22 protein-coding genes are annotated in these 17,542 nt (G+C 68.7%); 14 read left to right on the top strand and 8 right to left on the bottom strand.

The genetic code is table 11. The features are described from left to right. Positions 1-28: 28 nt before the first annotated feature. On the bottom strand, positions 29-211 hold the full coding sequence (locus tag AB0L65_RS40010; RefSeq protein WP_364256803.1) for a hypothetical protein: 183 nt from the start codon (positions 209-211) through the stop codon (positions 29-31). A 15-nt stretch (positions 212-226) separates the two neighbouring features. On the opposite strand from AB0L65_RS40010, the gene AB0L65_RS40015 reads away from it, so the two are divergent. Next, positions 227-568, top strand: a complete 342-nt coding sequence (locus AB0L65_RS40015; RefSeq protein ID WP_364256806.1) for a hypothetical protein — start codon at positions 227-229, stop codon at positions 566-568. Between the two features lie 135 nt (positions 569-703). On the opposite strand, the gene AB0L65_RS40020 is transcribed toward AB0L65_RS40015, so the two are convergent. Both AB0L65_RS40020 and AB0L65_RS40025 read right to left on the bottom strand, forming a co-directional pair. Beyond that, complete coding sequence (locus tag AB0L65_RS40020; RefSeq protein WP_364256809.1) at positions 704-1,552, bottom strand: LLM class F420-dependent oxidoreductase; 849 nt, start codon at positions 1,550-1,552, stop codon at positions 704-706. Positions 1,553-2,376: 824 nt separating this feature from the next. After that, positions 2,377-2,961: a TetR/AcrR family transcriptional regulator gene (locus AB0L65_RS40025; RefSeq protein WP_364256812.1), complete on the bottom strand. Its 585-nt coding sequence runs from the start codon at positions 2,959-2,961 to the stop codon at positions 2,377-2,379. A gap of 160 nt (positions 2,962-3,121) precedes the next feature. On the opposite strand from AB0L65_RS40025, the gene AB0L65_RS40030 reads away from it, so the two are divergent. From AB0L65_RS40030 to AB0L65_RS40045, 4 genes are all read left to right on the top strand, one after another. Continuing rightward, positions 3,122-3,925, top strand: a complete 804-nt coding sequence (locus tag AB0L65_RS40030) for an alpha/beta hydrolase (protein WP_364256815.1) — start codon at positions 3,122-3,124, stop codon at positions 3,923-3,925. A gap of 144 nt (positions 3,926-4,069) precedes the next feature. Continuing rightward, complete coding sequence (locus AB0L65_RS40035) at positions 4,070-4,636, top strand: dihydrofolate reductase family protein (RefSeq protein WP_364256818.1); 567 nt, start codon at positions 4,070-4,072, stop codon at positions 4,634-4,636. Between the two features lie 102 nt (positions 4,637-4,738). Beyond that, positions 4,739-5,599 (top strand): carboxylesterase family protein, encoded by an 861-nt coding sequence (locus tag AB0L65_RS40040; protein ID WP_364256821.1) that lies wholly within the window; start codon positions 4,739-4,741, stop codon positions 5,597-5,599. A gap of 122 nt (positions 5,600-5,721) precedes the next feature. Next, positions 5,722-6,219 carry a carboxylesterase family protein gene (locus AB0L65_RS40045; RefSeq protein WP_364256824.1) on the top strand — a complete coding sequence of 166 codons (498 nt, stop codon included), beginning with the start codon at positions 5,722-5,724 and terminating at the stop codon, positions 6,217-6,219. Between the two features lie 79 nt (positions 6,220-6,298). Here the strand turns inward: AB0L65_RS40045 and AB0L65_RS40050 are convergent, their stop codons facing one another. Continuing rightward, the gene (locus AB0L65_RS40050) at positions 6,299-7,438 is read right to left on the bottom strand and encodes a serine hydrolase domain-containing protein (RefSeq protein WP_364256827.1); all 1,140 of its coding nucleotides are present in this window, start codon (positions 7,436-7,438) and stop codon (positions 6,299-6,301) included. Between the two features lie 422 nt (positions 7,439-7,860). On the opposite strand from AB0L65_RS40050, the gene AB0L65_RS40055 reads away from it, so the two are divergent. The 6 genes from AB0L65_RS40055 (at position 7,861) to AB0L65_RS40080 (ending at position 11,181) form a co-directional block, all read left to right on the top strand. Then, the gene (locus AB0L65_RS40055) at positions 7,861-8,739 is read left to right on the top strand and encodes a sigma-70 family RNA polymerase sigma factor (RefSeq protein WP_364256875.1); all 879 of its coding nucleotides are present in this window, start codon (positions 7,861-7,863) and stop codon (positions 8,737-8,739) included. 79 nt (positions 8,740-8,818) lie between these two features. Beyond that, positions 8,819-9,205 (top strand): VOC family protein, encoded by a 387-nt coding sequence (locus tag AB0L65_RS40060; protein ID WP_364256830.1) that lies wholly within the window; start codon positions 8,819-8,821, stop codon positions 9,203-9,205. 171 nt (positions 9,206-9,376) lie between these two features. Continuing rightward, entirely contained in the window at positions 9,377-9,550 is a 174-nt protein-coding gene (locus tag AB0L65_RS40065) for a hypothetical protein (RefSeq protein ID WP_364256833.1), read from the top strand. Beyond that, positions 9,547-9,945 (top strand): DUF4328 domain-containing protein, encoded by a 399-nt coding sequence (locus AB0L65_RS40070; RefSeq protein ID WP_364256836.1) that lies wholly within the window; start codon positions 9,547-9,549, stop codon positions 9,943-9,945. Before AB0L65_RS40065 ends, AB0L65_RS40070 begins: the two co-directional genes overlap by 4 nt. 145 nt (positions 9,946-10,090) lie before the next feature. Beyond that, entirely contained in the window at positions 10,091-10,723 is a 633-nt protein-coding gene (locus AB0L65_RS40075; protein ID WP_364256839.1) for a sugar ABC transporter permease, read from the top strand. Beyond that, a complete protein-coding gene (locus tag AB0L65_RS40080) occupies positions 10,720-11,181 on the top strand; it encodes a hypothetical protein (protein ID WP_364256842.1) in 462 nt (153 codons plus the stop codon). The genes AB0L65_RS40075 and AB0L65_RS40080 overlap by 4 nt, the downstream gene beginning before the upstream one ends. A gap of 117 nt (positions 11,182-11,298) precedes the next feature. Here the strand turns inward: AB0L65_RS40080 and AB0L65_RS40085 are convergent, their stop codons facing one another. Together AB0L65_RS40085 and AB0L65_RS40090 are read right to left on the bottom strand one after the other, a co-directional pair. After that, on the bottom strand, positions 11,299-12,072 hold the full coding sequence (locus AB0L65_RS40085; protein WP_364256845.1) for a class I SAM-dependent methyltransferase: 774 nt from the start codon (positions 12,070-12,072) through the stop codon (positions 11,299-11,301). Positions 12,073-12,249: 177 nt separating this feature from the next. Continuing rightward, positions 12,250-12,444 (bottom strand): hypothetical protein, encoded by a 195-nt coding sequence (locus tag AB0L65_RS40090; protein ID WP_364256848.1) that lies wholly within the window; start codon positions 12,442-12,444, stop codon positions 12,250-12,252. Here AB0L65_RS40090 and AB0L65_RS40095 point away from each other — a divergent pair. Continuing rightward, on the top strand, positions 12,443-13,003 hold the full coding sequence (locus AB0L65_RS40095) for a hypothetical protein (RefSeq protein ID WP_364256850.1): 561 nt from the start codon (positions 12,443-12,445) through the stop codon (positions 13,001-13,003). The genes AB0L65_RS40090 and AB0L65_RS40095 overlap by 2 nt on opposite strands. 60 nt (positions 13,004-13,063) lie before the next feature. Here the strand turns inward: AB0L65_RS40095 and AB0L65_RS40100 are convergent, their stop codons facing one another. Continuing rightward, positions 13,064-14,623: an endonuclease/exonuclease/phosphatase family protein gene (locus tag AB0L65_RS40100; protein WP_364256852.1), complete on the bottom strand. Its 1,560-nt coding sequence runs from the start codon at positions 14,621-14,623 to the stop codon at positions 13,064-13,066. Between the two features lie 399 nt (positions 14,624-15,022). Then, the gene (locus AB0L65_RS40105) at positions 15,023-16,054 is read right to left on the bottom strand and encodes an Rv2578c family radical SAM protein (RefSeq protein WP_364256855.1); all 1,032 of its coding nucleotides are present in this window, start codon (positions 16,052-16,054) and stop codon (positions 15,023-15,025) included. 134 nt (positions 16,055-16,188) lie between these two features. Between AB0L65_RS40105 and AB0L65_RS40110 the strand changes: the two genes are divergently transcribed. Together AB0L65_RS40110 and AB0L65_RS40115 are read left to right on the top strand one after the other, a co-directional pair. Then, the gene (locus AB0L65_RS40110) at positions 16,189-16,473 is read left to right on the top strand and encodes a DUF3040 domain-containing protein (RefSeq protein WP_364256857.1); all 285 of its coding nucleotides are present in this window, start codon (positions 16,189-16,191) and stop codon (positions 16,471-16,473) included. Positions 16,474-17,018: 545 nt separating this feature from the next. Further along, positions 17,019-17,542 (top strand): DUF4097 family beta strand repeat-containing protein (locus AB0L65_RS40115; RefSeq protein ID WP_364256860.1); only part of this gene is annotated, 524 nt, incomplete at its 3' end.

Raw genomic sequence — 17,542 nt, forward strand, 5'->3', positions numbered from 1 at the left:
GGCGTACACCCGCATTCGTATCGGCGAGTCAGGATGTCACCTGTTCCAAGAAGGCAGGATCGGCCGGCATCCCCGCCGGCAGGCCGTCCCACTCGACCACCACGCGGTTGCGTCCGTGTCCGGCCGCGGCCAGAGCCATCGCACGCTCGCCTGCGGTGTCCACCATGGCGGGCACGTTGACCATGGTCGACAGGCCGCCGTAGTTGTGCACTCGCAGCTCGCGGGTGTGTCGACCGACTACTACTTGCGCCTGGAACAGGCACGCAGCCCGCAACCTTCGCCACAGATTCTCGCCGCGCCGGCCCGCGCGCGCCGGCTGACCGACGACGAGCGCGATCACCTCTATCAGCTGTCCGGCCACCGTCCGCCGGCCGGTCCGCCGGCCCACGACCACGTCCGCCCCGGCCTGCCCCACCTCCTTGACCAGCTCACCGAGACTCCGGCGCACATCACCGACGACATCGGCGACCTGCTCGCCCGCAACCAGATGGCGGATGCGCTCCCGCCGAGGACCAGCGGCTCATCATCTTCACCCCTGCGCCGGGAACCTCCGCGATCGACCATCTGAGGTTGCTCCGCGTGCTCGGCCACGACGACTTCGGCGCCGCTCAGACTCCAGCCCTCGCCTGGAACCGGGACGCCAACCGATCATGGAGGCGATTTCGGCCGGTTCGGAGATCTCATCAGCTCCATTCCGTCGCGCTCACGTGACCTGTCGCCACATGGACGCGAGCGGTGCCCACGCATCGAGTTGGGCGAGCATCTGTGACTCTGTCCCGGCCGGCAGTAAGAGCAGGCACCGGTCCAGACCGGCGTCGGCGAGCGTGTCGAGTAGTCGCCGGTCCGGCGGGGTGTTGAACACCGTGATCGGGATCCGTCCCCGGCCGGCGTCGGCGGCACGCCGGCGTAGTGTCACGGCACGCTCGCTCAGTTCGACAGCGTCCGCGAGCCCTTCGCATTGCGGGAACCAGCCGTCGCCGAACGCCAGAACCCGATCCTCGGCGCCCGGCCCGTTACCGCCGACCAATACCGGTGGATGCGGCCGCTGGAGCGGCTTGGGCCAGGACCAGATCGAGTCGAAGTTGACGTACTTTCCATGGAACTCGGCCTCTTCATCGGTCCAGATCCGGCGCATCGCCTGCACTCGTTCGGCGAGCAGCGCCATCCGGGTGCGGGGGTCGGTGCCGTGGTTGGCCAGCTCCATGCGATTCCAGCCGGCGCCGACGCCGAAGAGAAGCCGGCCGCCGGACAGCCGGTCAAGGCAGGCGACCTCCTTGGCCGTCACGATCGGGTCCCGTTGCGTCACCAGGCACACCCCGGTGCCGAGCTTGAGAGTGCGGGTGACTGCGGCGACCGCGGACAGCGCCACGAACGGGTCGTAGGTTTCGGCATAGGGCCGGGGGGAGTCCCCGTCCGGCCGCCGACTGTGCACGGGGATGTGGGTGTGTTCCGGAAAGAACAGTGACTCGAAGCCGCGTTCTTCAACGGCGCGACCGATCGCGGGCGGCTCCATGCCATACGCGCCGGCGAAGGTGGTGATCCCAATATCCACGCCGTCAATCTAGAGGAGGGATGTTGTGTCGGAAACACATTTCATGGCCCCGCCCGCAATGATCCCCTGGCGCGCCCGGTGTCTCGCCACACTCGCGACAGGACGCACCCGAATCGGCAGATCTGCGTACGTGCCCGACGGGAGCCACGCTGATCTGCCTCTATGGAGGGTTACGGGGCGAGGCCTTGCTGGGAGATCTGCCCCGTTGCGGCGATCGACATGTGGCGTCGGTTCTCACGTCCATTGGCCGCGAAACGTCGGGTCAGGTGACTCCCAAACTGACGAGTCTCCGGCCCCCGTTCTCGCTGACGTTGCCACTCGGCGGTTGGAGCGGCGTGCTGGTCGTCCAGAGCGGGCCCGGCACAGGTACCGGGTTGACTCCCGAGGGAAACTCGGGCCGGCGAACTGGTCCATGACGTTCGGCAGGTGGAACGGCCAACGGGGCGGAGTGGGTGGTCGTCCCCCAAAATAATAGGGAATAGGGAGCAACTTATTACTTGTAGTCTTGATGACAATTGCCGCCCCGCTTCTGCGGTGCCATAAAAGGCCTGGACCGGTCCGGATGCGGTGGCAACTCGTGGCCTGCGATCAAAATGCCCGGCAGATTCGGCGGCAGCGGGATGGGGCAGCTCGACGCCCATGCTTGTCCGGCACGACGATCCGACGGGCGCGCTGATCTTCGATGCGAACCAGGTCTTGCCGCCCGGAGGTGGCGGCGCGCCAACCGGCACCGTCGCTGGTGCCGGCGCCACAACGGCACGCTCGTCCTCGCATCGGGGAAGCGGCGTGATCCACGACCGCACCCGCGCCCACCCGTGGAGGTTCTACCCGGGTGTGCGGTAGGCGGCGAGGAAGACGTGGGCGGCGGCGTCGGCGTAGTGATCGAGCTCGGACGGTGGGAAGCGGATGTCGTCGCCGCAGAACATGACCTTGTTGACCGGGATCGACGAGACGAGCCAGGTGAAGTGATTGGCGGCGAGCACGGGTTCGTCGATCTTCAGCAGTCCGCGGCCGGTCAGTTGCTCGAAGCACGAGGCCAGGGCGGCGTGCACGCGCTCGGGGCCCGCCTCGAAGTAGGCGTGGCCGAGTTTCGGGAAGCGGCCGGACTCGGCGATGACGAGGCGGCGCACGCGCAGGTGGGACGGTTGTGTAAGGGCGTGGATGAACCGGCGCGCGACCGCCCGCAGGGTGGTCTCGACGTCATCCGTGGTGGCCAGCTCGCCCATGGCGTTCTGGAAGATCTGGTCGATGCCGACAAGGCGATCGAGCACGATCTGCTCGAACAGGCTCTCCTTGGGCCCGAAGTGCTTGTAGATCGTCTGCTTCGACGCCCCCGCCGCGGTGGCGATCTCGTCGGTCTTGGCGCCGACGTAGCCGTCACGGAGGAACACCTCCAGCGCCGCATCCATGATCCGGCGTCGAGTCTGCGCATGTGGGGGTGCGGCGTGTGGCATTTCGGCCCTCCTGAGTTCGCGCCGGGCGACCGTTGACATCCTCTCGTAGCGTACCGTACGGTACTGTTCGCTCTATCGGTACAGTACCGTACGGTACGAGTTGAAGGGAACCAGGATGGGCACTGTTCAGTCCAAGGACGGCACCGAGATCGCCTTCGACGTGTGGGGCGACGGCCAACCACTGATCATGATTGACGGGGCCACCGCCCATCGCGCGGTCAACCCGATCAACGCCGAGGCGGGGCAGCTGCTACGCGATGAGTTCCGGGTCTACGCCTACGACCGTCGCGGCCGCGGCGAGAGCACCGACGCCGCACCCTACGCGGTGGAGCGCGAGTTCGAGGATCTTGCCGCTCTGATCGACCACGCCGGCGGGTCGGCCATCGTGTTCGGCTGGTCCTCCGGGGCCGTGCTGGCCCTGCACGCCGCGGCCGCCGGCTTGCCGATCACCCGGCTGGCGCTGTTCGAGCCGCCGTTCGTCGTCGATGACAGCCGCCCGCCGCTGCCGGCCGACTACGTCGAACGGCTCGACGCCTGCGTCGCTGACGGCCGCCCGGGCGACGCGGTGGAGGTGTTCATGACCGCGGCGGTCGGCCTCCCAGCCGAGATGGTCACCGGTATGCGGCAAAGCCCGGTCTGGCCTCCCACGGAGGCCGTCGCGCACACCATCGCCTACGACGGACGGATCATGGGCACCACCATGTCGGGCGCCCCGCTGCCCCGCGATCGCTGGGCCGCGGTCACCGTACCCGTCCTGGTCATGCACGGCACCGGCACCATGCCGTGGCTGATCACCGGCGCCCGGGCGCTGTCCGATCTCCTGCCCACCGCGACCCTGCGGGCGGTACCCGGCGAGAACCACGGCACCACGGCTGACGTGCTCGCCGCCGCGCTGCGGGAGTTCGCCTACGGCCACTAGACATACCCGAACAAACGCAGACGCCATGTACGCCACGGGCAGATCCTGCATCTGCCGACGGCGACGCCGGGACCGGATCGCCTTCGAGTCCGGTCCGCCCAAGCGCCGGTTCCACCTGCACACGAAGCAATGAGGAGGTTGGAGATGGGAAAGATCGCGGTCACCGAGTTCATCTCGCTGGACGGCGTGGTGGAGGGTCCCGGCGGCGAGGACTTCACGTACCGCAACTGGAGCTTCGAGTTCCAGCGCGGTGAGGACGGCGACAGGTTCAAGCTCGACGAGGCGCTCGGAGCCGAGGCGCTGCTGATCGGCCGCAGGACCTACGAGTCCTTCGCCGGCGCCTGGCCCCACTACCAAGGTCCCTTGGCCGACAAGTACAACAGCATGCCGAAGTACGTGCTCTCCAGCACCCTCACCGACCCCGAGTGGAACAACACCCGCGTGATCAAGGGCGACGTGGTCGAGGAGGTGGCCAAGCTGAAGGAGGAGGTGGACGGCGAGATCCAGGTGCCCGGCAGCATCCGGCTCGTGCAGGCGCTGATCGCCGGTGACCTCGTCGACGAGATCCGCCTGATGACCTTCCCGGTCATTCTCGGCACCGGCAGGCGGCTGTTCGGGGAGACCACGCGCAAGACGACGTGGAGGCTGACCGAGTCCAAGACGGTCGGCGAAGGCATCCCGATCACGACCTTCCAGCGGGCAGGCGGATAACCCTTGCCGCGTCCGTCGGCGGCCGGCTTCCTACGTGTCGCGTGCGAGGGGCGCGACTGTCGCCGGCCAAGCAGAGGCTTTCCATGGCCGGCCGGCAGCGGGATGCTCGCGCGAGTCGGCCGGGGCACTCTGGCGGTTGCGGCCGGGCTCGGTCTGTTATGCGGCCCCGCTGCCGCGTGGGCGGCGAACACGGATGAAGCGGGGCAGGGCGCCGTGGTCACGATCGACAGTGGCCAGGTGCGTGGCGTCGTCGCCGAGGATCAGCGATCGTTCCAGGGCACCCCGTTCGCCGCGCCTCCGGTCGGCGACCTGCGGTGGGTCTCGCCGCAGCCGGTCGTACCGTGGGCGGGGGAGCGTGCGGCCACGAAGCCGGGCCCCGCGTGCGCGCAGACCGCCGGTGTGCTGGGCGAGAAGCAGAGCACGAGTGAGGACTGCCTGTATTTGAACGTGACCACACCGCGCGGGGTGAGGCGCGGCGAGCCGCTTCCCGTGCTCGTGTGGCTGCACGGTGGCGGCTTCCGGAACGGCTCTGGCGCCATGTACGGCGCGAGCCGGCTGGCCACCAGGGGTGACCTCATGGTCGTCACCGTGAACTACCGGCTCGGCATCTTCGGCTACCTGGCCCATCCTGCCCTGGAGGGAGCGAACGCCGAGAACCTGTCGGGCAACTTCGGCATCGAGGACCAGCAGGCGGCGCTCCGGTGGGTCAAGCGGAACGCCGCCGCGTTCGGCGGCGACCCCCGCAACGTGACCGTGGCCGGCGAGTCGGCCGGAGGTGCGAGCGCCTGCGCACACCTGATCTCGCCGAAGTCGGCCGGGCTGTTCCACCGGGCGATCATCCAGAGCGCTCCGTGCCTGATGACGCGCTGGCCGGCCGGGTGGAGCTGGCTGCCACGGCCGCTCGCGCAGGCGTACCAGCATGGTGAGGCCACGGCCGAGCGGCTCGGCTGCACCGACCGGTGATGCACGGCGTCACCCGCGACGAGCATGTCACCTTCAACCAGGAGATGGCGGGCGCGCCACCGCTCACTGACGCGGGGTAGGTCCAGCAGATCAACGCCTTCTTCGGCGAACGGGCCGCCAAGGTGCTGGCCCGCTACCCGCTGGACAAGTACGGCGAACCTGGTACGAGCCGTGCGGGCCTCGCCATGCAGTCCGTCATGACCGATCACCTCTGGGCGAGTCCGGCAACCGAGACCAACCGCCTGCTCGCCGCCCGCGTGCCGACATACGCCTACGAGTTCGCGGACCGATGGGCCCCCTGGGTGAGCAGCACTCCGGTCGTGCCGAGCCTCCCCACCGGCGCCTCCCACGCCTCCGAGCTGCAGTACCTTTTCGAGGCCGATTACTTCGCCGGCCGGACGTTGTCACCGGCTCAGTCACGGTTGTCCGGCACGATGATCGACTACTGGAGCCGTTTCGCCCGCCACGGCGATCCCAATGGAACCGCGACACCGCCCTGGCCCGCCGTACGCGCCGGGCAGGACAACGTCCAGCGACTCGCCCCCGGCGCCTCCGGCATCCGCCCGGTGAACCTGTGCCGGGAGCATCAGTGCCGCTTCTGGCAGTCCCTGGACAGGTGACTGAGCAACAGTTCTTGAGCCGAGTTCTTGAGCCCTCCAGAAACGCGAGACCCAAGATCGCTAGGGGCGATCGGCACGCCTAGCAGAGAGCGTGGTCGATAAGGGAGGCCGAGGCCTTGACCTGGGGAAGCGGGTCCTGATCAGGGCGGAGCGCGCTGGAGTACGCCACGGAGGCGACGCGGCGGCCGTCGGCGGTGACGGCGTTGTCGCTGATGGCGTTCCACCCGCCCCCGCCGTGGAACCAGACCCACCCGCCGCACGGCAGCCGCCGCTTCATGATCCCCAGACCGTACCCGGCATCGCGCCAGAACGCCCGGAACGGAGTGGCCGGCACGGTCTTCGTCATCTCCGCCAGCTCGGCCGGGCGCAGCAACCTGCCCCCGAGCAGCGCGCTGAAGAACCGGTTGACGTCGTCCGGCGTGCTGACCAGCGAATGATCGGTCCCGCCCGGGAAAAACGTCGTCACGTCCACCATCGGCCCATCCGCCGTGAACCGCTTGTACGTCGTCATGCGCGGCTGCGGCAGGAACGGCGACGTACCCGGCGCGTAGGTGTGCCGCAATCCCAGCGGCTCGATCACGCGCTCCAGGAGCTGCTGCTGCCAGGGGGTGCCAGTCACCTTCTCGATGATCATGCCCGCCAGGACGTAGTTGGTGTTGGAGTACGCCCAGCCCTTGCCCGGCTCGAACGCCGGCTTGTGCCGCATGGCCATCGCCACGAACTCTTCGGGCCGGTAGACGCGGAACCGCTCGCGCTGGAATCCTGACTCGCTGGTCACTCGCTCCAGCGGGACGTCATCGGCATACTCCGGCAGGCCGCTGGTCTGCCCGAGCAACTGCCGCACCGTGATCTTCGCCCCGTCGTTGCCGTTGCCCTCCACCAGTCCAGGCAGCCATCGCTCGACGGTGTCGTCCAGCCGCAGCTTGCCCTCACCCACGAGCTGCAGCGCGATCGCCGCCACGAACGTCTTGGTGGTGCTGCCGATCCGATAGTACGCATTCCACGGGACGGGCTCGCCGGTCTTCAGGTCGGCCACGCCGCTGCGAGCGGCCGAGGTGCCTCTTGGGGTCGTGGCCGCGGCCAGGACACCGGTGGCCCCCGTGGCCTTGAGCGCGTCGGCGTCGCGCTGAAGCTGCTTGGGCTGGTCGGCGGCCCAGGCCGGGGTCGCGATGGCGATGCTGGTAAGGGCCGCCGCGGTGACGAGCTGCTTGATGTTCATGATCCTTAGCCTTCCGCCGAGGGGCAGGCTCCGCCATGAGGGATCGCCCGGTCTGATCCCTGGCCCACCCTCGGCCGAACCAGGGGTCGAGCGCATCGAAGTCGCTTCCTGAAGGAACGATGATGGTTCCCCGAAATCACCACAGCTTCGACAGATGCCCATTCCCGATCAGGTATCGCAGCCACAAGGAAGCGCCGACCGCGTGCAGTTCTCGCCCTCCAGCGTGAGCAGCGGGACGAACGGCCACGCCTACCGCCGTCCGACCATCTGGTGGTTCTGCCCAGCCCTGGTAATGCCCGACAGATGACGCGCCCGTGGGGACTGCGATCTTCTTGCCTGCCGACATGTTCCTGTCGCGAGGTCACATTCGCGATGTTCGGTCGGTCAGTGCTGTAACACGAATGGACGAACGGGTGTGGCGGATGGACGACAATCAGTGGTTGGCGGAGCGTTTTGAGGCGCATCGCGCCCAGCTCAAAGCTGTGGCGTATCGGATGCTCGGATCGGTGAGTGAGGCCGACGATGCCGTCCAGGAGGCGTGGATCCGGCTGAGCCGCTCGGACGCCGGCGAGATCGGGAACCTCGGCGGATGGCTGACGACGGCGGTGGCGCGCGTCTCGCTGAATATGCTGCACGCACGCCGAACGCGACGCGAGGAGTCTCTGGACGGCGTGCACGTGCCGGAGCCGATCGTCGACCGCGTCGATGGCACCGACCCCGAGCATGAGGCGCTGCTGGCCGACTCGGTGGGTCTGGCCCTGCTGGTCGTGCTGGAGATGCTGAGCCCGGCCGAGCGGCTTGCCTTCGTGCTGCACGACATGTTCGCGGTGCCCTTCGACCAGATCGCGCCGATCGTCGACCGTTCCCCGGAGGCGGCACGCCAGCTCGCCAGCCGCGCGCGCCGCCGCGTGCGCGTTGAGGAGACGGTCCCCGACTGCGATCCCCGGGCTCAACGTGAGGTCGTCGAGGCATTCCTGGTGGCCGCGCGTGAGGGGGACTTCGACCGACTGGTCTGCGTGCTGCACCCGGACGCGGTGCTCAGGGCCCACCTCGGTCCCGCCCCTGGGTCGGGCGAGGTCCGCGGAGCAGAGGCGATCGCTCGCCAGGCGGTGACCTTCTCGCGGGTCGGCCTGGCCATTGAGCTGGCGCTGATCAACGGCGCGGTCGGGGTGGTCACCCGGCGGGACGGTGACCCCCAGTCGGTCGCCGGATTCACCGTCAGGGGCGGCAGGATCGCCACGATCGACATTCTCGCCGACCCCGAGCGCCTCCGCCGCCTCGACCTGACTCCGCTCGACTGATGAACCGGAGGCCGGTGGTCACATTCGTTCGTCGCCATCGGTCATACCGGTAACGACCACCAACCCAGGAGGGACAACGATGCTGAAAGAAATCGCGTACGCGACCGTGTTCGTCAGCGACCAGGACAAGGCGCTCGACTTCTATACCAACGTGCTTGACTTCGAGCAGCGGTTCGACAACCCGACGCCCGACGGACCACGGTTCCTCACGGTCGGTCTCCCCGGGCAAAAGGTCCAGCTGGTTCTGTGGCCGGGGACACCCGGGCATGCCCAGCCGCTCAAGAGCCACACCCCGGGGGCGTACACCATCGACACCGGAAACTTCCAGCAGGCGTACCAGACGCTGAAGTCGCGCGGCGTGCAGTTCGATACCGAGGTGCTCGAGTACCCGTGGGGCTATCTCGCGGTCTTCCAGGATCCCGACGGCAACCGGCTGCAACTGCGCGAGGTGCGAGTAGGCCGCTAGTTACCAGCCCGTCGTCGATCGAAACAGACGCCCGAGCCCAGGCTCGGTGACGGCGGAGGTCGGCTGGAACGCCGCCGCATTCGGTTTCGCGGCGCTGCCGGCCGCGGCGGTGACCTACCGCCTGGCGGCCGAGGCCGCCTCCTCGACGCTGTTCGCCCGATCGTCCACGACATGGACCTTCAAATCCGGACAAACCAGCGGGCAACAGGGGCTGCCCCTGGCGGACGTGCGGTTCACTCCGCGGCTGACGAGCACAACCTGGCCGCGCCGGGCACGTCGCTGGAGGTTCCGGTGTACGTGCAGCGGCAGCCCAACGTCACCTACGGCGACCTGACCAGCCTTTGACGACGGCACCGCCTGGGAGCTCGCCCAGGTGTCCGGCGCAGGACTCAACCGTACGGCGACGACCCCGCTGCCACCGGCTGGCGACTTCGTGTCCCTGCTGGCGACCACGTTGGACAGCAACCTCTTCGGGGTGGGGCTGGCTGATCTGGTTCGCTCGGGTACGCACCGTCGCCGAGCGGCTCGCGCCCGGGCAACTGCGGTACCGCCTGTTCATGGTGGTGGTCGGCTGGTTCATCCCGGTGGGAAGCGTCTTCCTTCCCAAGCAGATCGCGAACGACGTCTGGCATGCTTCCAGCCCGCCCGGCCGGGGCGGCGGTATGGCCCCCGCCGGTCTCCTGCACGCCTGGTGGTTCGTCTGGCTGGCCACCTTCTTCTTCGGATCCCATGGACGGTGACGATAGAGGTGAAATACCTCGAAACGGGCTCCAATGAAGGGCTCCTTCGGGGAGGAGTGGACACAGCGGCTGTTCCCGGACGCTCACGCCCGTTCCAGGCCGCCTGCAGGCGCTCGTTCTTCGAGGACGCTGGCAAGGTGCTGGGATGAGCCAGTTGATCAGGCGCGACGCGGCGGCCTACGCGTTCCTCGTCCCGTGGGCCGCCGGACTGATCCTGCTCGTCGTGGCGCCGCTCGGCTGGTCGCTGTACCTGTCGTTCACCGACTACGACCTGCTGTCCACCCCGGAGTGGGTCGGGTTCGGCAACTACCTGGAGCTGTTCACCGAGGACGGCCGGTTCCTGCACTCGATCCTCATCACCGGCGGGTACGTGCTGGTCGCGGTCCCCCTGCAGCTCGCCGCGGCGCTGCTGCTGGTCAAGGAGCGCCGGGGCAAGGGGCTCTACCGCTCGCTGTTCTACCTGCCCTCTCTGCTGGCCGCCAGCGTGGCGGTGTCCATCACGTGGCGGGCCATGTTCGACTACGGCGGCCCGGTCAACGGGGTGCTCGGCTGGTTCGGGGTGGACGAGCGTTCCTGGATCAACAACCCCTCGACGGTGATCTGGACGACGCGCACAAGAAGGACTACCGCTACTTCATCCAGAAGGAGGTCCGCTCGGGCGGCCTCGGCACGCAGTGGTCGATCGAGTCCCTGGCCAAGAACATCGGTGACCTGCCCGCCGCCGACAAATCCACCGGCTACCACGTCAACCGCCTCGTCTCCACCTTCGGCACAGTGATCAACGGCTCGAAGATCGGTGACCCGTACGAGGGCAAGCTCACCACGATGTGGGTGGCCCTCGGCGAGCCCACAGTCAGCGTGTTCGTCCCGCTCTTCCCGTACGCGGGCACCACCCCGGCCGAACTCGCCGACATGTACCTGGCCACCAACGCCAAGCGCCACCTCGTCTACGACTACACCGACGACGACTCGTGCGGCTACAGCTGCGGTCGCAACGCCGACCACTCCATCAACACGGCGGCGCTGGCCGGCGGATACTACGGCGAGGGCGGCATCCAGAAGTACGCCTTCGGGATCGAGAACTGGTCCTTCGACCGGTACGACGCCTTCATCGCCGACCTGCGTACGGGTACCCGCACGCAGGCGCAGCTCAAGACCGACCTGGCCGCCTGGCAGCAGTCGATCGCGCAGACCGTGAAGACCCACTACATCAACGGCACGATCCCCACGTCCTGACTCCTCACCTGCCGCGGCCCCTCCGGATCACGGGACAGAGCCGCCGGCGCGGCTCGTGCCCGGTGAGCGGCTCGTCGACGAGCTCGCGCGGCCGCGTCAGCCCGAGGTCGCTGAGCCTCACGTCTCCAGGGGGACCGCCAGGGTGAGCAGATCGCAGTCTTCCTCGACCGGGCCGGTGCCGGGATGCGCGGCGAGGTCCGCGTCCATGGTGGCGAATCCTTCGGTGATTTCCTGCTCAGTCATGTGGTCGAAGACCGAGCTGGCGCGCAGCCGCAGTCGTGCGGCGTAGTCGGCGTGAGTGGCTGCCAACCGGTGCCGAATCGAGGTCAGGGCGACAGGGCGCAAGTCGACCGTGGCGAAGGCGTCCACCACTTCGGCAACCGTGGGGAAGAGCTCTTCCTCGATGGCCCGGGCCCGTGGGAACCAGCGGTGCCACAGCGGGTCGGACATCCGGTCGGCGAAGGCGTTGCGGATGAGCAGCCGACCATCTGGGGCCAGGACGCGGGCGATCTCCGGGGCCGCCGCCGGCAGGTCCTGGATGTGGTGGATCACCAGGTAGAGGAGGATCAGGTCACAGTGGTCGTCGGGCAGCGGGATCTGCTCGGCGGAGCCCTGGAGATAGGTGACCGACGGGTGAGCGGCGGTGTTCGCGGCTACCTGGCGCATCCGGGCGGAGGGTTCGACTCCGTACACCTGGCCGCCGAAGGTGCCGGCCAGGGCCGGGGAGAACCGGCCGGTGCCGCTGCCCAGGTCCAGGACCGTCAGCGGTCGCCGGGACGGCGAGTGCCGGGCGAATTCCGCCATCCAGGCGGCGACGACGTCGGGGGGCAGGGCTCGACCGCGTACGTACACCAGGTGCTGGCGGTCGTTGTAGTCGATGCGCTTCAGCACACCGCCGAATCTACCCCGGTCGCCGTCCAGAACGATTCCCAGGCGCTGGGGATCCGCGTGTCCTGGCCGGCATCTTCCATCCCGTCTCAGACAACTACGCGAGAGGCTGCACGAACTACATTCTGATCAATCCCGCGACTTGTCAGGAGGAAACCGTGGCAACGCCACCGGACGCGGTCACCAAGAGCCCACGCCTCGATCAGAGCCGGCCATATCGGGGAGGCCGCCGAAGTCCTGCGCGTCGCGGCGGATGAACGCGGCGACGCGCAGGCCGATCGGGAGCTCGGTCGATTGCTGGCGGGATCGGGCGGCGGAGCTGTACGACCGAGCTCTCGCCGCGGCGCCGCCGAACAGGACAGCGGCCGGTGCCATGGTCGCGTTCCTGTACGACGAGTGGAATTGGCATCAAGACCTGGCGCTCCGGGAAGATCCCGAGGAGGACGAGGATGCGAGCAGGCGACTGCTCAACGAGCTGACCTCGGTCGCTGAACGAGCCCTGGAACTCGACACCGATGACGTGGTGGCAGCGGTGGTGCTGGCCGAGACATCCTCGGCGCAACCCATGGCGTTCCAGGAAGCCACGGGCGGGTACTTCGCCTTCTCACTTGTCGCTCTGGGGGAGAAGCACGGGGATCAGTTCGGTGAGTTCGAAGAGACGGTCATCGCCTCCAGCCCGGTCGACCTGTTGCGGGCCGTTCCAGGCATGACCTGCGTGGATGCCGAACTCGATGCCGAACCCGGCCGCTTGGCGATCCATCGGCCGAAGCGTCCTGTCGAGCTTTTGACGCAGCCCGACGGCGTGGATCTCCTGAGCTGGTTGCGCGAGGTGGTGCCCGATCTGCCCGAGCCTGTCATGCCGGCCGGGCAGCCCGTGGTGTCGGGGTCGGTGGTCGAGCGCTACGGCTACAACGCGACCGGCACGGACCGCTGACCCCGTACCGGTCGCTTCTCCCGGCACCTCCACAGGTCACGTCCCGCCCGTGTGGGGCGGTCAGAGCCGGGACGTGCGGAACGTGGTGAGTACGGCGGCATGGTCTGAAGACCAGGCGTTGCCGCGGTGGTTGGGGACGGCCGTCGGCGTGCCCTCGACCAGGGCGCTGGAGCCGGTCACTTGGAGCGGGCCCGCGTAGTAGACGAAGTCGATCCGGTCCTGCGGCTCGGGTTCGCCCTTGTGCGGGTCGTACCCGTAACCGCCGGTGAACACCGGATAGATCGGCGACCAGGTGATGCCCGGCGCGGCCACCGGGTCCGGGTGCGCCACCCGGTAGGAGTCCCGCAGCCCCGCCTGCGTGGGCAGCACCGAGGTCGGCCACGGGACCGTGGTGTAACCGCACCGGCGCGTGTCCTTGGTCCAGTCCAGATGGGACGGGGCGTTGAAGTCGCCCGTCAGCAGCACCGGCGTACGCCGCGCCGCGGCCAGGTCCGGTCCCATCTCGCTCAAGACGGCCTGGATCTGGGGCGTGCGCCCGGAACGCTCCTCGTTGGCCAGCAGCTGTTCCTGCGTCAGCTTGCCGAAGCAGGTGTCGTACGGGCCGTACGGGTTGTAGCCGAGGTGGACGTTCCACACCACGACGTCCTGGCGCTCGCCGATCCGCACCCGGACCTTCGTCGCCACCGACAGCGGGCCACTGTCCACCGGCGCCTTGCGTTCGGTGATCGGGTACCGGCTGATCACGCCGATGTCGGTGCCCGACTGGTGATAGTCCCAGCCCAGCGCTTCGGCCAGCTCACGGGTGGAGACGGCCGAGGTCTCCTGGAGACCCACGACGTCCACATCGGACTTGAGCAGGAACCGCAGCTCCTTCTCCCGGCCGTCGTCGACCTGGCTGCCGCTGTGCCACAGGTTGAAGCTCATCGCCTTGAGCTCGGGCACCAGATCCTGGCCCGGCCGGCGCACGTCGATGCCGACCGTCGCCGTGCCGGTCTCGGCGCGCGCGTTGCGGACCTCGACCCGCAGGGGTTCCGGACGCAGCGAGTCGCGCACGCGCGGCGTCCCGGTGACCTCGCCGTCGGCCGACACGCTGATCCACCGCGGCCCGCTGACCTTGCGGAAGGTGAGCCCGTCGGTGTCCCCCCGTACCAGACCTCCCACCCTCGCCTGGTACGCGGTGAGGGCGCGGGCGTTGCGCAGCTTGAAGGCGTCGGTGATGAAGTGCAGCGGCGCGTCGCTCGTGATCCGGACCTTCACCGGCGCGGCGAGCCACTGGTAGCCGTCCTGTGCCAGAGCGAAGACGATGTAGTTGCCCGGCTCCAGCCCGTCGGTCGGCAGGGTGGCCGCACCGCTCCCCCCGGCGATGTACGTCCAGCGCACCGACGGACCGACGAACTTCTCGTCCACCGGGCCGTCACCCGGGTCGGTGTAGAGGCCGAGCCAGTTGGTCGGATCGGGGCGGGGCGTGGTGTAGGACGCCTTGATCGGCTCGCCACGGCGCACGGTCGACGCGGCGAGCGTCAGCGCACCGTCCGGGGCGGCGGACGCCGACGCTGACGCCGGGACCGCGCCAGTGGACAGGACGAGCATCGCCACGACGAGCGACTTGAGCCAACGCATTCGCGCCTCCTTGATCTGCACCAAGCAGCGTCGGCCGGGCCGGTGACGATCATGTAAACGGGCAGTGGCAAACCGCTGGCGGCCTGGGGAAACCCTGGGCCGCGATGCCGTTGTGCGCCGATCAAGGGCTGGTGCGCTGCGGACGTCGGCGGGTTCGTCAGCAGCTGGGCCGGCCCAGGCGTACAGCAGGAACGGCGCGACGCACAGGAACACCGAGATCACCGTCAGCGATCCCACGTCCGCGCGTCGCGCGGCCACCGGCGGAAGCTCGCGCCCCACACGACGGCGAGTGCTACGAATTACGCACCGACCGAACCGGCACACGCCGTCGCTTCCTGTCCCGCCCGTGATCGCGTACGGGATCGGCGCGGCGAGGGCCGGGGTGGTGTCGTGAGGAGCTCAGAGCAGGCGTAGCTGCTCCGGCTCGTCCGCCACCGGCGCGGGCCGGGGCGGGAGACGGCGGGCCATGGCCGCGGTGGCGCGGCCCACGCCGTGGCGTTCGGCCAGCTCCTTGACCAGGCCCGTCACCCGCTCCTGGTACGCCTTGGGCGCGTACGCGCCGCGCCCGTACAGCTCCAGATAGCGCGGCACCAGGCGCGGATGCTCGCGTGACAGCCACCCCAGCCACCACTCCCGTGCCCCAGGCCGCAGGTGGAGCACGATGGGGGCGATGTGGGTGGCGCCGGAGGCGGCGATCTCCTTGACGGTGGTCTCCAGCTGGGCGGGGGAGTCGGTGAGGAACGGGAGGATCGGGGCCATCAGGACACCGCACGCGATCCCGTTGTCGTTGAGCGTCGCGCACACCTCAAGGCGCCTGCGCGGGTTGGGGGTGCCCGGCTCCACCGCGCGCCACGCCTCCGGGTCGACGAAGCCGACCGACACGCTGCTGCTCACGTCCGCGACGTCCGCGGCCTCTGTCAGCAGGTCGAGGTCCCGCAGGATCAGCGTGCCCTTGGTGAGGATCGAGAACGGGTTGCGCGCGTCGCGCAACGCGGCCAGGATGCCGCGCATCAGCTTGTAGCGGCCCTCCGCGCGCTGGTAGCAGTCGACGTTGGTGCCCATGGCCACGTGGTGGCCGCCCCAGCGCGGCGAGGCCAGCTCCTTGCGGGCCAGCTCGGCGGCGTTGACCTTGACGACGATCTTCGAGTCGAAGTCCGCCCCGGCATCAAAATCTAGATATTCATGCGTTTTTCGGGCAAAACAGTAAATACAGCGATGCGTGCACCCGCGATAGGGGTTGATCGTGTACTCGAACGGGACCCGGCTGGCCCCCGGAACCCGGTTGATGATGGATCTGGCCCGGATCTCATAGAAGGTCATCCCCCTGAACTCGGGCGTGTCGAAGGTGCGGGTGACCGCGCCGCGAGCGAACAGCGGCACGGCCGGATCGTCCTGACCGGGCCCGGCCAGGCGCAGGTTGTCCCAGCGCATGCCATGATTAGAACAAGAGTTCGAGCATGATCGCAAACTGAAAAGAGGTTGCAATTACCTGGTCAGGCGGGGGCTAATGATCTTCAGGGTTGGGCAGAAAGACGTCGCAGAGCTTGCGTTCGGGAGGTGCGCCTATGGCCTGGTCGCAGGACGAGGAGCGGATGCTGGCCCAGATTGAGCAGCACCTCGTCGCCGACGATCCGCGACTCGTCGCACGACTGGAGTCGTTCAACGAGCGGGTGCGTCGCAGCGAGGCGAAGGTCAAGGGGCAACCGGGCCGCAGGCGGCGGCCACGCCGCTCGACGGTCATCATCCTGATCAGCTGGCTGCTCATAGCCACGCTGGTCGCCACGCTTCTGATCATGGTGCTCCGCCATGAGGCCGCCGCCGCGCTCGCCTTGGCCGCCGCCACTTTCTAGCCGCCCCTTCGCGGATCGGCGCCTTCCGGGCGCCGCATGAACCCCCTCCCACACGCTGTGTCACCGGCCGTTCTCGGCCTGTTCATGCCGCGTTCCCGGGGCCGTCGTCGATCCGTTCCGGGGCTCTGGCCCTGTGCCCCGTCTTCGCCGGGCCCCCGTCGTACGACAGTCGTGCCGGATGTGCGTCGCATGGTGGTCGTGGCGGGCGTGCGTCGTGCGGTCCTCGGCGTCCTGGACCTGCGCCGGCCTCGACGCCATACCCCTTGCGGAGCCTGAACGGCCTTCGTACCGGCAATTGAGTGGTCTGTATTCGCTGGTATGGAAGACCTCTGTGTGGTCGTCGGCGGCGCGAGACTTCCGGCGGCTTGAGGGCTGTGGCCGAGCGTCTCAGCGACGACCGGTGCGGGGACTTGGAGCACGAGCCGGCAAGAGGCCCGCCTACTCTCCGCCGGATGTCAGCGGCGGCGTCAGGACGGCGACAGCCTCATATCAGAGCGGTCGGCGATCGTAGGGGCATCGAAAGAACACCGCACAAGGAGCACACGATGCAGAAGTTCGACACCCCCGCCCCGATCGCCGCCGTCCTTCACATCCCCGCGGGACGCGTCCAGCTCATCGCCGCCGACCAGGCCGACACCACGGTCGAGGTCCAGCCCACGAACCCCGCCAAGAGCCGCGACGTGAAGGCGGCCGAGGAGACCACGGTCGCCTACGCCGACGGCGTCCTGCGGATCGAGACCGCCGCGGTCAAGAACCAGTACCTCGGCCCGTCCGGGTCCATCGACGTGACCGTCAAGCTGCCCAGCGGCTCCCGCATCGAGGCGAAGACGTCCGCCGCCGAACTCCGGACCGTCGGCCGCCTCGGTGACGTCGCCTTCGACGGCGCGTACCGCCAGATCGCGCTCGAGGAGACCGCGAGCCTGCGCCTGACCGCGACCGACGGCGACGTCGAGGTCGGCCGGCTGGGCGGTCCTGCGGAGATCAGCACCGCACGGGGTGACATCCGCATCGCCGAGGCCGGCGGCGGCAAGGTCGTGCTCCGCACCCAGTCCGGCGACATCGCGATCGC

Source organism: Nonomuraea sp. NPDC052116 (genome assembly GCF_040680035.1).
Classification (GTDB): Bacteria; Actinomycetota; Actinomycetes; order Streptosporangiales; family Streptosporangiaceae; genus Nonomuraea; species Nonomuraea angiospora_A.

What these genes read in the sequence shown, in the direction of transcription:
- AB0L65_RS40025 (WP_364256812.1), bottom strand. Translation starts at nt 2,961, where the DNA reads ATGGATGCGGCGCTGGAGGTGTTCCTCCGTGACGGCTACGTCGGCGCC.
- AB0L65_RS40030 (WP_364256815.1), top strand. Translation starts at nt 3,122, where the DNA reads ATGGGCACTGTTCAGTCCAAGGACGGCACCGAGATCGCCTTCGACGTG.
- AB0L65_RS40035 (WP_364256818.1), top strand. Translation starts at nt 4,070, where the DNA reads ATGGGAAAGATCGCGGTCACCGAGTTCATCTCGCTGGACGGCGTGGTG.
- AB0L65_RS40040 (WP_364256821.1), top strand. Translation starts at nt 4,739, where the DNA reads ATGCTCGCGCGAGTCGGCCGGGGCACTCTGGCGGTTGCGGCCGGGCTC.
- AB0L65_RS40050 (WP_364256827.1), bottom strand. Translation starts at nt 7,438, where the DNA reads ATGAACATCAAGCAGCTCGTCACCGCGGCGGCCCTTACCAGCATCGCC.
- AB0L65_RS40055 (WP_364256875.1), top strand. Translation starts at nt 7,861, where the DNA reads ATGGACGACAATCAGTGGTTGGCGGAGCGTTTTGAGGCGCATCGCGCC.
- AB0L65_RS40060 (WP_364256830.1), top strand. Translation starts at nt 8,819, where the DNA reads ATGCTGAAAGAAATCGCGTACGCGACCGTGTTCGTCAGCGACCAGGAC.
- AB0L65_RS40065 (WP_364256833.1), top strand. Translation starts at nt 9,377, where the DNA reads ATGGACCTTCAAATCCGGACAAACCAGCGGGCAACAGGGGCTGCCCCT.
- AB0L65_RS40075 (WP_364256839.1), top strand. Translation starts at nt 10,091, where the DNA reads ATGAGCCAGTTGATCAGGCGCGACGCGGCGGCCTACGCGTTCCTCGTC.
- AB0L65_RS40095 (WP_364256850.1), top strand. Translation starts at nt 12,443, where the DNA reads ATGGTCGCGTTCCTGTACGACGAGTGGAATTGGCATCAAGACCTGGCG.
- AB0L65_RS40090 (WP_364256848.1), bottom strand. Translation starts at nt 12,444, where the DNA reads ATGGCACCGGCCGCTGTCCTGTTCGGCGGCGCCGCGGCGAGAGCTCGG.
- AB0L65_RS40100 (WP_364256852.1), bottom strand. Translation starts at nt 14,623, where the DNA reads ATGCGTTGGCTCAAGTCGCTCGTCGTGGCGATGCTCGTCCTGTCCACT.
- AB0L65_RS40105 (WP_364256855.1), bottom strand. Translation starts at nt 16,054, where the DNA reads ATGCGCTGGGACAACCTGCGCCTGGCCGGGCCCGGTCAGGACGATCCG.
- AB0L65_RS40110 (WP_364256857.1), top strand. Translation starts at nt 16,189, where the DNA reads ATGGCCTGGTCGCAGGACGAGGAGCGGATGCTGGCCCAGATTGAGCAG.